The 13575-nt window shown below is 65.9% G+C and carries 15 protein-coding genes; 4 read left to right on the top strand and 11 right to left on the bottom strand.

The annotated features are described in order from the left end of the window. Positions 1–33: 33 nt before the first annotated feature. From C5O27_RS10460 to trhO, 5 genes are all read right to left on the bottom strand, one after another. On the bottom strand, positions 34–813 hold the full coding sequence (locus C5O27_RS10460; RefSeq protein ID WP_127962660.1) for a fructosamine kinase family protein: 780 nt from the start codon (positions 811–813) through the stop codon (positions 34–36). Beyond that, the gene (locus C5O27_RS10455) at positions 810–1733 is read right to left on the bottom strand and encodes an SDR family oxidoreductase (protein ID WP_006357387.1); all 924 of its coding nucleotides are present in this window, start codon (positions 1731–1733) and stop codon (positions 810–812) included. Before C5O27_RS10455 ends, C5O27_RS10460 begins: the two co-directional genes overlap by 4 nt. 33 nt (positions 1734–1766) lie before the next feature. Then, positions 1767–2792 carry an N-acetylmuramoyl-L-alanine amidase gene (locus C5O27_RS10450; protein WP_035751063.1) on the bottom strand — a complete coding sequence of 342 codons (1026 nt, stop codon included), beginning with the start codon at positions 2790–2792 and terminating at the stop codon, positions 1767–1769. A 218-nt stretch (positions 2793–3010) separates the two neighbouring features. Then, complete coding sequence (locus C5O27_RS10445; RefSeq protein WP_127962659.1) at positions 3011–4075, bottom strand: CobW family GTP-binding protein; 1065 nt, start codon at positions 4073–4075, stop codon at positions 3011–3013. Then, positions 4063–4908 carry an oxygen-dependent tRNA uridine(34) hydroxylase TrhO gene (gene trhO / locus C5O27_RS10440; protein WP_127962658.1) on the bottom strand — a complete coding sequence of 282 codons (846 nt, stop codon included), beginning with the start codon at positions 4906–4908 and terminating at the stop codon, positions 4063–4065. The genes C5O27_RS10445 and trhO overlap by 13 nt, the downstream gene beginning before the upstream one ends. 1092 nt (positions 4909–6000) lie before the next feature. Here trhO and C5O27_RS10430 point away from each other — a divergent pair. Together C5O27_RS10430 and C5O27_RS10425 are read left to right on the top strand one after the other, a co-directional pair. Next, a complete protein-coding gene (locus C5O27_RS10430; RefSeq protein WP_006357382.1) occupies positions 6001–6345 on the top strand; it encodes a histone-like nucleoid-structuring protein Lsr2 in 345 nt (114 codons plus the stop codon). Between the two features lie 90 nt (positions 6346–6435). After that, the gene (locus tag C5O27_RS10425; RefSeq protein ID WP_127962657.1) at positions 6436–7482 is read left to right on the top strand and encodes a PHP domain-containing protein; all 1047 of its coding nucleotides are present in this window, start codon (positions 6436–6438) and stop codon (positions 7480–7482) included. Here C5O27_RS10425 and C5O27_RS10420 read toward each other — a convergent pair. The 4 genes from C5O27_RS10420 to C5O27_RS10405 all read right to left on the bottom strand — a co-directional run bounded on the left by C5O27_RS10420 (position 7436) and on the right by C5O27_RS10405 (position 11187). Then, a complete protein-coding gene (locus tag C5O27_RS10420; protein WP_006357380.1) occupies positions 7436–8677 on the bottom strand; it encodes a cation:proton antiporter in 1242 nt (413 codons plus the stop codon). The two genes, C5O27_RS10425 and C5O27_RS10420, sit on opposite strands and share 47 nt — an antisense overlap. An 81-nt stretch (positions 8678–8758) precedes the next feature. Beyond that, a complete protein-coding gene (locus C5O27_RS10415; RefSeq protein WP_006357379.1) occupies positions 8759–9343 on the bottom strand; it encodes a DUF1707 SHOCT-like domain-containing protein in 585 nt (194 codons plus the stop codon). A gap of 33 nt (positions 9344–9376) precedes the next feature. Continuing rightward, positions 9377–10612, bottom strand: coding sequence for a serine hydrolase domain-containing protein (locus C5O27_RS10410; RefSeq protein ID WP_006357378.1), 1236 nt, complete (start codon positions 10610–10612; stop codon positions 9377–9379). A 71-nt stretch (positions 10613–10683) separates the two neighbouring features. Next, positions 10684–11187 carry a winged helix-turn-helix transcriptional regulator gene (locus C5O27_RS10405; protein ID WP_127962656.1) on the bottom strand — a complete coding sequence of 168 codons (504 nt, stop codon included), beginning with the start codon at positions 11185–11187 and terminating at the stop codon, positions 10684–10686. Between the two features lie 82 nt (positions 11188–11269). On the opposite strand from C5O27_RS10405, the gene C5O27_RS10400 reads away from it, so the two are divergent. Both C5O27_RS10400 and ygiD read left to right on the top strand, forming a co-directional pair. Beyond that, positions 11270–11626, top strand: coding sequence for a hypothetical protein (locus C5O27_RS10400; protein ID WP_006357376.1), 357 nt, complete (start codon positions 11270–11272; stop codon positions 11624–11626). Positions 11627–11750: 124 nt separating this feature from the next. Next, entirely contained in the window at positions 11751–12590 is an 840-nt protein-coding gene (ygiD, locus tag C5O27_RS10395) for a 4,5-DOPA-extradiol-dioxygenase (RefSeq protein WP_462433822.1), read from the top strand. A 4-nt stretch (positions 12591–12594) separates the two neighbouring features. Here ygiD and C5O27_RS10390 read toward each other — a convergent pair whose 3' ends face one another. Next, complete coding sequence (locus tag C5O27_RS10390) at positions 12595–13080, bottom strand: SRPBCC family protein (RefSeq protein WP_006357374.1); 486 nt, start codon at positions 13078–13080, stop codon at positions 12595–12597. Positions 13081–13083: 3 nt separating this feature from the next. Further along, positions 13084–13458 carry an ArsR/SmtB family transcription factor gene (locus tag C5O27_RS10385; RefSeq protein WP_006357373.1) on the bottom strand — a complete coding sequence of 125 codons (375 nt, stop codon included), beginning with the start codon at positions 13456–13458 and terminating at the stop codon, positions 13084–13086. Positions 13459–13575 lie beyond the last annotated feature (117 nt).

The raw sequence follows: 13575 nt of genomic DNA, 5'->3' as shown, positions 1-13575 counted from the left end.
CATCAGACACCAGGTGATTATCGCGTGTACCGATCACGCGTGAGCGTCGAGGACGCTGCGAGCCGCCCGGCCGAGCGCCGTGCCGTACCCGGGGCCGTGTCCGGCGGCATGCACCGCGAGCGGATGCAACTGATGGAGCTCGACCCTGTCCTCCCAGCCGGGGACCAACGGATGCGTCTTTTGATACCCGACGACGATCTCGTCGAGTAGCGAGCAGCCGAAGAGCGCGAGCATCGCGAGGTCGGTCTCGCGGTGACCCCCGTGCGCTGCCGGGTCGATCAGGACGACGCCCGACGGGGTCCACAGCACGTTCCCGTTCCAGAGGTCGCCGTGGATGCGGGCGGCGGGTTCGTCGTCGTCGAAGGCGCCGCTCGCGATCAGCTCGCAGGCGGCGCGGACGGCGTCGGAGTCCGCGGCGGTCAGGTTGCCCGCATCCCGGGCCGGACGCAGATAGGGCTCGACGCGCTCCAGTGCATAGAATTCGCCCCACGAGTCGTATTCGACGGAACTCAGCGGGCGTCGCCCGATGAACAACTGGCCGTCGAAGCCGGTGGGTGGTGAACCGAACCGCGGGGCACCGGCGTCGTGCATCCTCGCCAGCGCCCCGCCGAACGCGAGGGCGGCCTCGGGGTCGGGACGGGTCGTGTCGAGTTTCTCGAGTTCGATGGCGTCCTCGCTCACGGCGAGCACCTTCGCGACCGGCGCACCGGCGTCGGCGAGCCAGCGCAGACCGGCCGCCTCGGCGGCGAAGAAGTCGGGATGCCCTCCCGGCGGACCGCTGCCTCGCAGCGTCTTGCGGAAGACGCGGCTCACTGGGTGGAATGGTGGTCGCGCGCGCGCTCCTCGAGCTTGGTACCGCTGATGCGCGCGAGCTTGTCGAACCGGTCGTTGGCCACCCGCATCACGATCTCGTAGGGCAGCGCGAACTTCCGCGCCCACCAGTAGCCGAACCGGATGTCGAAGGAGGTGTAGACCATGAAGCGGTTCTTGCGGATTCCCTTGAGGATCGCCGCGGCGGCGGTCTCCGGCGACACCGCGACCTTGTGGAAGTTGTTGATGGCGGCCTTGACTCGCGGATCATCGCGGTCGACGCCGACGATCTCGACGGTGTCGACCAGCGGTGTGTCCACCCCACCCGGGCACACCAGCGACACCCCGATCCGGTGGCGGCGCAGGTCGAACCGGAGGACCTCGGAGACGCCGCGGATCCCGAACTTGCTCGCACTGTAGGCGGCGTGCCATGGAAGGGCGAGCAGCCCGGCGGCCGACGAGACGTTGACGATGTGGCCGCCGGCGCCTCGTCGGACCATCTGCGGCACAAAGCATTCGATGATGTGGATCGGGCCCATCAGATTGACGTCGACCAGTGACCGCCAGTGCCGGTGCTCGAGGTTCTCGACCGTGCCCCACGCCGAGATCCCGGCGATGTTCATCACGACGTCCATCACGCCGACCTCGGCGTCGACCTGCCGCGCGAAGTTGGCCACCCAGTCGTAGTCGGAGACGTCTCCGGCGACGTGATACAGCACGGTGCCGTCGGCACGGAGGATTCCGGTGACCACCTCGTCGAGCTGGTCGGCGTGCAGATCGGTCAGCACGAGTTCGGCGCCCTGGGCCGCCGCCGCCTCGGCGGTCGCGCGTCCGATCCCACTCGCCGCGCCGGTGATCAGTACCTTGCGTCCACGCAACGACGGCACCGGAGTGTCCATCACCAGGAGATCTCGAATGCCCATGGGGCCGAGGTTAGTCGCCGGAGGCGGGCAGGCTCAGCCGATCGGCAGCTTCCCGTCGAACAGGCCGTACAGAATCGTCAGCATCGCCTTGAGGACCTGCGCCGACACGTCCTGCCCCTGGGTCGTCAGCAGCTGTACGACGGCCTCAGGCTCCTCGGTGGCGAGCAGCTGCTGGACGAATGGGATCACCACGGACAGCCCGCTGGCGTCGTCGGCCAGCGGCACCGACGGTGCGGGGGCAGAGCCGGTTGCCGCGCTGCCGTTGACGTACTTCAGGATGCCGTCGGTGATGGCCATCGCGTACTTGAGCTGGCCGTCGCGTCCGGCCAGTGCGGCGGCCTCGGCCGGGTTGGACAGGTTGCCCATCTCGATGAAAACGGCAGGCACCTTGGTCAGGTTGACCGCGGCGATGTCCGGACGCGTCTGGATGCCGTTGCTCACGCCCGCGTAGTTGGCCGACGGGAATCCCGCGGCGAGGAACGAATCGCGCATGACATTCGACGCCTTGCGCCCCTCACCCGACTGCACGCGGTTGACGGTGGGGTCCGAGATCGGCAACGACGGCACGATCATGTGGAAGCCCTTCTTGGCTCCGTCCGCTCCGCGGCTCGTCGAATCGGCGTGCAGGCTCACCGCCACCGCTGCCCCGGATCGGCTCGCCGCGGCGGCGCGCTCGTCCACGCAGCCGCCCCAGCCACGGTCGTCGGGCCGGCTGAGCACGACGCGGGCGCCCTGGCTTTCCAGGCCGGCCTTCACCAGCTGGCTGATCTGCCAGTTGACGGTGTGCTCCCTCGCGCCGTTCACCCCGGTTGCGCCGGTCGTCTGGCAATCCTTCTTGCCGCCGCGCCCGTCGGGCACCTGCGCGCTGAGGCTGCGGCCGGCGGCGCTCGCCTGATGACCCGGGTCCAGGAAGATCGTCTTACCTGCCAGCGCGGCCCCCCGGGCGGGCGCGGCCTGCGCCGGGGCCACCACCAGGTTGGACGCCATCACGGTCGACGCCACCGCCGTCACGGCGAAGGCGGTCGTCATCATGCGCTTCTTCATCATCTTCTGGAACATCGGCGTTTCGAGGCGACGACCACGCTTTTCAGCACCGATCATCCGCCTCACTCCTCCCGTTAGACACCATTGGTCACACTGGCAACAGACTTAACAGTGAAACAGGATTCGCGGAGTTTGCGAAATGGAAGACCTGGACCTTGTGGAATTCGTTAGCCAGCTGTGACATCCCAACCGGCGTGTCGGGTGATCCATGACACGTGTCGCCGAGTCGGCGGTCAGGCGGGTAGGTGCCGCAGGACGCTGAGGATGCCGTGCTCGTCCTCCGCGTCCTCCGGTCGCGCGACCGCGGCCTGCAGCTCGGCGTGCACCGCGTCGGGGTCGAGGCCCCGACCGATGGCGACGAGTTCGGTCGACGGCGTCTCCGACTCCCACGACTCGCGCTCCACCCGGACGAAACCGCCCACCCCGTGGACGACGAACTTCTGCCGGTGTCGCGGCACGTCGAAGTGCACGATGCCCTTGATCCGGAAGCAGCCGCCCGGTGGCCGCTCCAGGAATCGCGCGAGCCGGCGCGGGTCGAGGGGTTCGTCGCTGCGGAAGGTGACCGCCTCGTACCCGGCGTGCAGATGCTGGCGATCGGAGTGCCCGTGCTCTTCGAGGAAGAGTTCGTCGAGAGTCAGTTGGCCGCTACGGGGTTCGTCGTCGACGGCCGTCTCGTCGATGTCGAACAGCAGCGCGGGGTCGACGCGGGCCTCCTGCGTGATCAGCGTTGCTGCAGTCGGATTCAGCTGGCCGACAAGCTCTTCGACGCCCCGAAGATCCGTGTCGGAGATCAGGTCGGCCTTGTTGACCAGGATGAGATCGGCAATAGCCATGTGCGCGTCGACCTCTGGGTGTTCTTCACGCAACGTGTGGATGTGCGCGGCGTCGACCACATAGACCAGACCGCCGTAGCGGACCCGGGGTTCCGCCACTGCGGTGACCATTCGGATGAGCGACCTGGGTTCGGCGATACCACTGGCCTCGATGACGATCGCATCGATCTTCGCGCTCGGGCGGACGAGAGAGGTCAGCGCGTCGGCGAGTCCGTCGGCGTCGACCGTGCAGCACATGCACCCGTTGCTGAGGCTCACCGCGCCGTCGGCCTGCGCGGACACCAGCAGTGCGTCGATGTTGACCGAGCCGAAGTCGTTGACCAGCACACCCAACCTCGTGCCGGTGGCACCCGCGGTGCGCAACAGGTGGTTGAGCAGCGTGGTCTTGCCCGACCCGAGGAAACCGGCGACGACGATCACCGGAACCGGCGGCCGAGCCGATCGGGACGCGCTCAGGCCAGACATGCCGGACAGATCACCGCGAGGTCCCGGCCTTCGCGATCGGGATGATTGGCCACATTGTTCGTCGGCGCGCCGCATTCGACGCACTGTCCGAGCACCTCGGCGTGATCGGAGAACTCGGTGCTCATGCGGTTGTCGAAGACGTAGAGCGATCCTCTCCAGAGTCCGTCGTCGCGGTAGCGCTCGCCGTAGCGGACAATGCCGCCGTCGAGCTGGTAGACCTCGCTGAACCCGCGATTGCGCATGACCGTGCTGAGGACCTCGCACCGGACGCCACCGGTGCAGTAGGTGACCACCGGACGATCTTTGAGGTGGTCGTAGGCGCCACTCTCGAGCAGCGGGATGAAGTCGCGGGTGGTCTGCGCCTTGGTGACGACCGCCCCGTCGAACCGGCCGACCTGGGCCTCGATCTCATTGCGGCCGTCGAAGAAGACGACCTCGTCACCGCGTTCGTCGACGAGCTGGTGCACCTCTTCGGGCGACAGCCGGATACCGCCGCCGACCACGCCGTTCTCGTAGACGACGATCTCGTCGGGAACTCCGAACGTCACGATCTCCGGACGCACCTTGACACTCAGGCGCGGGAAATCGTCGCCGGTCCCGTCCGACCATTTGATGTCCGCGTCGGCGAACCCCGGGTACGAACGGGTCGCTCTGACGTAGCGTTTGACCGCGGCGATGTCGCCACCGACGGTGCTGTTGATTCCGTGTCGTGACACGATGATCCTGCCTCGCAACCCGAGCGACTCGCACACCGACAGCTGCCACAACCGAATGGCTTCCGGATCGGGCAGCGGGACGAAGACGTAGAACAGGACGATCTTGGGGGTCGACACAATGCAAGGGTACGGAAATCGATCGCGGCGCCCCGTACCCGTCCCCCGCCGGCGGCCGGCTCATTTCGGCCACGTGATCTGCGCTTCGTTCGCGATCGTGATCACCGCGACAATCGTGACCGTTGCGGGATGTTCGTTACCCACCGACACCACGCCTTCACGAATCGTCATTCCGCCCACCAACGAACTGTCGACCCTCACCGAGCTCGAGTCGGCATCGACAACCACCACCACGGGTGAGGACACGGCACAGAATCTTCCCGATTGGACAATTGGGCGAGTCGTCGCACTCGCTCCCCGGGTCGACAATTCGCGCTTTCATCAGGGATCGGTCACGCCCGATTCACCGATACAGGACTCGTCGGGCTTCCATTTCTCCACACCCGATCGATCAGTCAATTGCTCGACGGGCACCAACGGGAGGTCGTCGCTGGCCTGCCGTATCAACGAGGGTGGCGACTCCGGCCCCACGACGCGACGCTCCCGTCCGTCCACGGAGCCGGCCTCCTGTGACTGGGCACCCGATTACGCAATCCTCAGCTCGGACGGCCCGCAACGCGGTGCCTGCACCAATCGCTATCCGGTTCTCTATCGCTCATCAATAGTCGACTTCGGGTACACGATTTCCATTTCCCGATTCTCCTGCCTCGTCGAGACAGTCGGCTTGTTCTGTCTCGAATCGCGGTCGAAAGCGGGATTCTCGGTGACCGACAGCGGATACCGAACAATCTATGCGGCTGATCGTGCGCCCGAAGATCTGGTGGCACTCTCCCCGGAAGAATCAGACGAATCAGCCCGACGTGCGACGACCATCACGTCCACAACTCGGACATCACGGGCCACCACTCGCCCCGAGACACCCCGACTGCGGCCATCCGACAGCAGTACAGTGCCCACTTCCTAAGAATTCTCGGGTCCCGACTTCCCTGAGTCATTTCGATACTTTATGGTCTAGGCGGGGGTTCTCAGCGACTACTCATAGTTTGGGTCTAAGCTGTGCACCGAAGAATAGATCAAAACGGGGTGGATAAGGTTTAATAGACCCCCACGGCCAAGTTGGTCGCATGACACAAATCGAGGGGAAAGCGTTTCATGGCGAAGAAGGAAATCGTTCAGGTCATCGACGATCTCGACGGCAAGGTTTTGGATCAGTACGAAACCGTTCGGTGGTCACTCGACGGCAAGAATTACGAGTTCGACACTTCGTCGAAGCACGCTCAGCAATTCCGCGATTCGCTCTCGAAGTACCTCGACATCTCGCGCCAGACCGGCCGGGTGGGCAAGCGTACGACGGCCACCACCGCAGCCACCGGCGGCGGGCGCAACAAGGAGACCACCAAGGCCATTCGCGAATGGGCCATTCGCGAGGGCTACGAGCTCAGCGACCGCGGCCGTATCCCGCAGAGCATCATCGAGGCCTTCGAGGCCGCACACTGACCGGTCACGCGTGAGGACTTCCTCGCTCGTCCCGAACCACCGCCCGGCTGCACTCGTGCGCCGGGCGGTAGTCGTCTGTGGGGTGCAGACGTGAGGGCGCTCGAACCACTCGGCGCACCGGTCGACCCGGTGGAGGCGTTGGCCCGTATCTCCTGGCTCCTCGAACAGCGGCGGGAAAGCACTTATCGGGTGGAGGCGTTCCGGCGCGCCGCCCAGGCCGCGGCACGACTCTCCTCCGACGAGCTGCGGGACCGTGCGTCGGGCCGAACCCTCACCACGGTGAAAGGGATCGGCAAGACGACGGCGGCCGTCATCGGACAAGCCGTCGACGGCCGGGTCCCGGAGTATCTCGCCCGGTTGCAGGACGACGATCCGACCCACCCGCCGGAAGGTGCCGACGACCTGGTCGCCGCCGTCGTCGGGGATCTCCACGCGCACACCGAATGGAGTGACGGCGGCTCTCCCATCGACGAGATGGCCTCTGCCGCACAGGCCATGGGTCACGAGTGGCTGGCCATCACCGATCACTCACCTCGACTGACGGTCGCCAACGGGTTGAGCGCCGAACGGCTGGCCGCCCAGATCGAGGCGATCGATGAGTGGAACAGCAGGCAGGCGAACGGTTTTCGTCTCTTTCGCGGCATCGAGATCGATATTCTCGACGACGGCGCACTCGATCAATCGGACGAGATGATCGAGCGTCTCGACATCGTGACCGCCTCCGTGCACTCTCACCTGCGGATGGACCACGACGCGATGACGGCCCGTCTGGTCGCCGCGGTCTCCGACCCGCGCGTCCACGTCCTCGGGCACTGCACCGGCCGCCGAGTGCTCAGCGGGCGCGGCCACCGGCCCCCGTCGACCTTCGACGCCTGTGCAGTGTTCGAGGCGTGCGCGGCGAATGACACGATCGTGGAGATCAATTCGCGTCCCGAGCGCGTGGACCCGCCCGACGAACTGATCGAGATCGCTCTCGAGGCCGGCTGTCTGTTCGCGATCGACTCCGATGCTCACGCACCCGGGCAGCTCGAGTTCAAGGTCCTGGGTGCGCGTCGCGCCGTCGAGCACGGCATCGAACCGGACCGGATCGTCACGACGTGGTCGTCGGATCGCTTGCTGGAGTGGACTTCCCGATGAGCCGGGCAGCGAGGGGAAACAGCAGTACCGTCGTCGCGCCGGCAGCCACCAGGGTGGAGGCGAGGGCTGCGGAGATGAGCTCCGAGGACACCGCGACCTCGGTGACCGCCACGATGATCGGCAGTCCGGTCGCGGCGAACAGAGCCAGCTGACCGCGCTCGCGCGGGTTGTTCAGGAAGTGCTCGTCGTCGAGGTAACGAGCGCTGAACCAGACCGGGACGCCGCGGGCGATCGCGATGGCCAGCACCAGGACCACCCAGGTGCCGGGCTTCGACGCGACCGCGGACACGTCGATGTTCATACCCGAGGTGACGAAGAAGATCGGGATGAGGACCCCGAACCCGATGACCTCCAAGGATTTGCCGACATGCGGATGCTCGGGTCCGATGAGTCGGCGGAGGATCAGTCCCGCGGCGAACGCACCGAGCACGACGTCGAGGTCGAAGACCGCGGCCACCGTCATGAGGGACACGAGCAGCAGGACCACGACGCGCACCGGCAGCTGCACGGTTCCACCGGCCATCTCACCGATGGCCCGTCCGATCCCGGGGACGCGCGCAAGGATGCGTTGTGGGGCAGCCGCGATCAGCAACGCGGCCAACACGAAGAGCACCAGCACGATCACCGCTCCTCCGAAGCTCCGGCTGGTCAGCAACAGCGACATCGCGAGCACCGGTCCGAGCTCGCCGACCGCGCCGTGCGCCATCACCGCACGCCCGAGCCGGGTGTTGTCGAGGCCCGCCTGCTTGAGTATCGGCAGCAGGGTGCCGAGCGCGGTCGAGGTGAGGGTGATCGCGATCGCGATGTGGGCGGTGAAGCCGGCCTCGCCCAGCCCCAGCGCAAGGGTCGTGGCGACCAGTGCCACCGATCCCCAGGCGATGAGCAGACTCACCGCCCAGGACAGCTGCGCGACGCGACCGGTTCTGCCGCTCAACAGCTTCGGGTCGAGTTCATAGCCGGCGAGAAGGAACAGCATGCCCAGACCGAGCTGGCTGAGCATGTCGATGCCCGTGCGATCGGCCCAGTCGAGCGCGTGCGGTCCGATGACGATGCCGAAGACCAGCAGCAACACGGCATCGGGAACGTACCCGCGGGACAGCCTCGACAGCAGCGGGCACACCGCGGCGATGAGGACGATCCAGAACAGCGACACGATCACCGAGGTGTCGGTGGACGCGGACTCGGCGAGAATCATGCAGAACATCCTGGCACGGCGCCACTCTCGTCACGCGAGAGCGTCGCGTTCCCCGACCACACGGAGGCCGTGGCGAACCGGTCAGGTACGGCGGATGATGACCGAGGTCATGCCGGACGCCGATCCGATCAACTCGATGACCGCTCCCCCGGGCCGCGTCGGGGCTCCGGCCTTGTCCTTGACCTTCGACCAACCGGACAGGTGGAGGTCGCGGTGACGGACCTCGTGTTCGGGCCCGAGCTTCAGTTTCACCGTCGACGCCGAGACCTGCAGTTGCACCGAGGTCGACGGTCCGGTGAACCGCGCCGCGGTGAAGTCCAGGTCGACGGTACCCACTGACGCTGTCGCGAGGATCGAGGACGGCACCTCCCACACGCCCTTGCGTCGGACCTCGCTCCAGTCCGCGTCGAGGTGGAGCGGTTCGGCGGCGGGGCCGGTCGGTGCGGCAGCGGGTGGTCCGGGGAACAGCTTGGCGGCACTGGGGAGATCCTCGAGCACCGTGCGGAGTTCGCGGCGGGTCTTCGCCGTGTACACCAGTCCGGCGCGGTCCTCGAACTCGACGATCTCCAGATATCCCGCTGCGAAGGCATCGTTCAGCAGCGCGATCGCGCGCTCACGCTCGGGGTTCCCGACCCGTAGATCATCATCGGATAGGCGGTCGACCATGTACCCCACCCTAGGCACCGGGCCACGGCGGCTCTAGTCACGAGGGATCAGCGGCGCGTGATCAGGTGCCATCAGCGCCCCGATCCGCGAGAAGATCGGGTTGCCACCGTTCTCGTAGGAACCGTCGGGTCCGAAGGCCGCCGCTTCATAGGTCACCGCGACGGCGATCGAGACCTTCTGGTCGGGAAGGTAGCCGACCACGGCGGCATAGCCGTTGAACAGCGGGTTCTGGACGAGCCAGTCCCCGGTCAGGACCACACCCATCCCGTAGGTGTAGCGCTCGTTCATCGCCACGCACGTCGCGCATCCGGGCAACGGCCGGGCGATCCCGCGGAGCCTCGTCGACGTCATCGTCTCGTAGGACTCCTTCGAGAGCGTCTCACCGGCGAAGAGCTTGCGTCCGGTGGCCTCGACGTCGTAGATGTTCGACGTCTGGATGGCCCCGTGGGTGATGCTCCACGACGGATTCCAGCCGGTGGTCTCCTCGTAGAACGGCGCTTCCGAAGGCAGTTTCAGGATTCCGCGTCGCTCGGAGGAGTACGCGTGCAGGGCCGGATCGGGGATCGCCGCGGTCAGGTTCGACACGGTGTTACTCAGACCCAGTGGCTCCGAGATCCGTTCGCGGAGCAGATCTTCGACGGGCTTACCGGTGATCTTCTGCAACGCCAGACCGAGGACCACATAGTTGGTGTGGGCGTAGTTCCAGTTGGTGCCGGGCTTGTACAGCAGCGACTTTTCCATTGCGTACGAGAGCATCTCGCCGGTCGTCCACGCCTTGAACGGATTGTTGAGTTCTTCCGTCTCGAACGCGTCGTTGCCGAGAACGTAGTCCTGGTATCCGGAGGTCATGGTCGCCAACTGGCCGAGCGTCACCTCGTCGGCGTGCGGAATCTCCGGGACCCACCTGCCGATGGTGTCATCGAGGGCCACCACCCCCTCGTCGACGAGCTGCAGGAGAACCGCGGCGACGTACGCGATGGCGACGGAGCCGTTGCGGAAGTGCATGTCGGGGGTGGCCGGGATACCGGTCTGGGATTCGCCGAACGCCTTGGTGATCACCTCGTCGCCGTCCTGCGTCACGCGAACGATCACTGCCTTGAGATGCTTCGACGTCATCACGTCTTCGACGATCTGCTCGATCTCGGCAGCCTTCCCGGGGTCCGAGGAGGTGGCCGAGCTCGGCGAATCCGAGGACGAACCGGATGTTCCGCAGGCCGCGAGGGCGGCGACCATCAGTATTGCCACGATCCCCGACCAGCGCTTCGCCATACGGTCAGCATCTGTGACCGACAGCCACCGCATACCCGGATTCGACGGGTATGGCACATATCCGACGAAAGCTAGGTGCGGGCGGCTCGACCGTCGGAATCTCCGTAACGCTCCCTCATCTCCGGGCCCGCCGCGGGCCCGGCCGTGTAGACGAACCCGGCCCCGTCGACACGCTCACCGGTGTCGGCGTCGACGACCACCGGTTCGACCTCACGGCGCGTCTGTTCGTCGACGAGGATCATCGACCGTTCGTCGGGCGCCAACTGCGCATTGCGCCAGGCCGCCATCACGACGAGCACCGGACGCAACGAGCGGCCGAGTTCGGTGAGCACGTACTCGTGTCGAACAGGATTCTCCTGATATCGGCGCCGTTCCAGGATGCCGCCCTCGACAAGGGTTTTCAGTCTGCTGGTCAGCATGCTCGACGACAGTCCGATGTTCGCCCGGAACTCGTCGAACCTCGAGTAGCCGTCGAAGCAGTCGTGCAGGATCAGCACCGTCCACCATTCCCCGACGATCCCCAACGTCGTCGACAACGGACATTCTCGATCCTCGAGCCTGATCTTGGTGGCCATCGGGTTCCTCTCGTCACCAGTTGGTGCTAATTTAGCAGTGACTTGTTACTTCTGTCGTAGCACCAACCCCTGGGAGATCCTCGTGACGAACACCTCGATTGCGGACTGTCCGGACGCGGTCCGCGCCTTCATGCGGCTGACGACCTGCAACGACCGAACCGCAGCCACCGCATTGTTCACCGAGGACGCCGCGGTCACCGATGATGGCCGCGACCACGTCGGCATCGCGTCGATCCGCGACTGGCTCGATCGCGAGGCGAGTGAGTACACCTACACCACGACCGTGGTGGGCGCATCGAGCTCGCCGACCGACGGAGCCGTGGTGACCACTCGGCTCGAGGGCGACTTCCCCGGCGGCGTGGTCGATCTCGACTACCGGTTCGGCCTCGACGAGCAGGGACGACTCCGCCGCCTGGTCATCGAACCCACGGGCACCTGATCCACCCCGGCGGAGCCTGCGCCGTGGCCGGATCACAGCCCACGCGGGAACGCGTGGCGTAGCGTCGCCGGTGACCCGACCAGCGCGACCCGAGGCGGCGACCATGACCACTGCCCCACCGACGATGCCGGCCGCGTTCATCGGACACGGCAATCCGATGAACGCGTTGGAGCGCAACCGGTACACCGAGGCGTGGCGAGCGCTGGGGCAGGCGGTTCCGAAGCCGCGGGCGATCCTGGTGATCTCGGCGCACTGGTACACCAATGCGACGGCGGTCACGGCGATGCCCCGCCCGCGCACCATCCACGATTTCTACGGGTTTCCGCAGGACCTCTTCGACGTCGAGTACCCCGCTCCCGGCGACCCCGAGGTCGCCGAGATGGTTTCCGACGTCGTCAAACCCACGTGGTGCGGCCACGATCTGGACAGCTGGGGCATCGATCACGGCACCTGGTCGGTGCTCGTCCACACGTTCCCCGACGCCTCGATCCCGGTTCTGCAGTTGTCGCTCAACGCCTTCAAGGACTTCGAGCATCACTACGAGCTGGGCCGCAAACTCGCGCCGCTTCGCGAGCAGGGCGTGCTCATCATCGGCAGCGGCAACATCGTCCACAATCTGCACGCGATCGATTTCGCCAGGGCCGACACCGGTTACGACTGGGCCCATCGGTTCGACGACGCCGCCCGTGAAGTACTGCAGGACAACCCCTCTGACGTCTTGAGCCTCGACGGCCATCCCGACTTCGACAACTCGGTGCCGACACCGGATCACTACTTGCCGCTTCTCTACATCGCTGGTCTCGCACAGGAATCGCCGCTCGATCTGCTCGTCGACGGCCACGCGGCCGGTTCGATCTCGATGGCCGCCTACACGCACGGCCTGGACGTGAAGACGGGAACGTTCGGCGACACGCCGGCCGCCGAACTGCCCGACGGGTTCCCGTCCCTGGACTCGAACATCTGACGCGTCAGGACTTCAGGAACTCGTCGATCTGGTTGATCGCGCTGGTAGCACCTTCGACGACGCCCATGTCGAGCACCTTTTGGAGCGCTTCGGCGGAGTCGTAGGTGCTGATGTAGGTGGCGACGGTCTTGCCGTCCTTCTCCACGAACGCGTACGAGTTACGCGACTCGGGCATGTCGGTGAGCGGGTTGAGGTCCGCGTCGGCGAACCCATCGAGAAACGTGAAACCGTGTGGCTCGTCGACTGATTCGACCTTCCAGTAACCGCCGAACTTCTCACCTTCGGGACTGGTCATGTAGTAGGTGACCTTGCCGCCCGGCTTGAACTCATGGTCGACGAAGGTCGCGGGATAGGTCGGTGGGCCCCAGATCTTCTCGAGTTGACGCGGATCGGCGTAGATCTGCCAGACGCGTTCGACGGGGGCGGCGAACTCGGCGTTGATGGTGATCGTGCGGGCGTCGAGGTCCGGGGTCACATCGATGACAGGCATTGGTCATTCCTCCGATGGTGTTGCAGTTGTTGGTGTTTCGAGCGAGAGCAGGTCGTCGATGCGCGCGATACGGCCGCGCCACACCTGTTCGAGTTCGGAGAGCATGGAGGCCACCGAACGCACCGCGGCGACATCGCCACTGGCCAGTTGCTCGCGCCCCTGACGACGCTTCGTCAGCAAGCCCGCCTTCTCCAGCACGGCGACATGCTTCTGCACTGCCGCGAAGCTCATGTCGTATTTCGCGGCGAGTACCGAGACCGAGTGTTCACCGGCGAGCACGCGTCGCAGGATGTCGCGACGGGTGCGATCGGACAGCGCGTGGAACAGGGCGTCGGCCCTGTCCTCCTCGTCTGGCGATGTGCCAGTGGTTCCGGCCACACCTCCAACATACAACCAAACGGTTGTATGTCAACCCCTACGCCAGTACTCGTCATGCGTCACCGCGGCACCGCCAGACTTCAGCCCGACATACAGACTTCATCCGAAGTCTGTGCC

The organism is Gordonia alkanivorans, from assembly GCF_004011905.1.
In the GTDB taxonomy this organism is placed as follows: domain Bacteria; phylum Actinomycetota; class Actinomycetes; order Mycobacteriales; family Mycobacteriaceae; genus Gordonia; species Gordonia alkanivorans.
The sequence above is the reverse complement of the archived record's forward strand: the minus strand, read 5'-3'. Positions and strand labels throughout refer to the sequence as shown.

Excerpts from the sequence above, each read along its gene's own strand:
- C5O27_RS10405 (WP_127962656.1), bottom strand. The coding sequence starts at position 11,187 with ATGGCCACCAAGATCAGGCTCGAGGATCGAGAATGTCCGTTGTCGACG.
- C5O27_RS10415 (WP_006357379.1), bottom strand. The coding sequence starts at position 9,343 with ATGGTCGACCGCCTATCCGATGATGATCTACGGGTCGGGAACCCCGAG.
- ygiD (WP_462433822.1), top strand. The coding sequence starts at position 11,751 with ATGCCGGCCGCGTTCATCGGACACGGCAATCCGATGAACGCGTTGGAG.
- C5O27_RS10450 (WP_035751063.1), bottom strand. The coding sequence starts at position 2,792 with ATGTTCCAGAAGATGATGAAGAAGCGCATGATGACGACCGCCTTCGCC.
- C5O27_RS10430 (WP_006357382.1), top strand. The coding sequence starts at position 6,001 with ATGGCGAAGAAGGAAATCGTTCAGGTCATCGACGATCTCGACGGCAAG.
- C5O27_RS10445 (WP_127962659.1), bottom strand. The coding sequence starts at position 4,075 with ATGTCTGGCCTGAGCGCGTCCCGATCGGCTCGGCCGCCGGTTCCGGTG.
- C5O27_RS10420 (WP_006357380.1), bottom strand. The coding sequence starts at position 8,677 with ATGATTCTCGCCGAGTCCGCGTCCACCGACACCTCGGTGATCGTGTCG.
- C5O27_RS10455 (WP_006357387.1), bottom strand. The coding sequence starts at position 1,733 with ATGGGCATTCGAGATCTCCTGGTGATGGACACTCCGGTGCCGTCGTTG.
- C5O27_RS10390 (WP_006357374.1), bottom strand. The coding sequence starts at position 13,080 with ATGCCTGTCATCGATGTGACCCCGGACCTCGACGCCCGCACGATCACC.
- C5O27_RS10410 (WP_006357378.1), bottom strand. The coding sequence starts at position 10,612 with ATGGCGAAGCGCTGGTCGGGGATCGTGGCAATACTGATGGTCGCCGCC.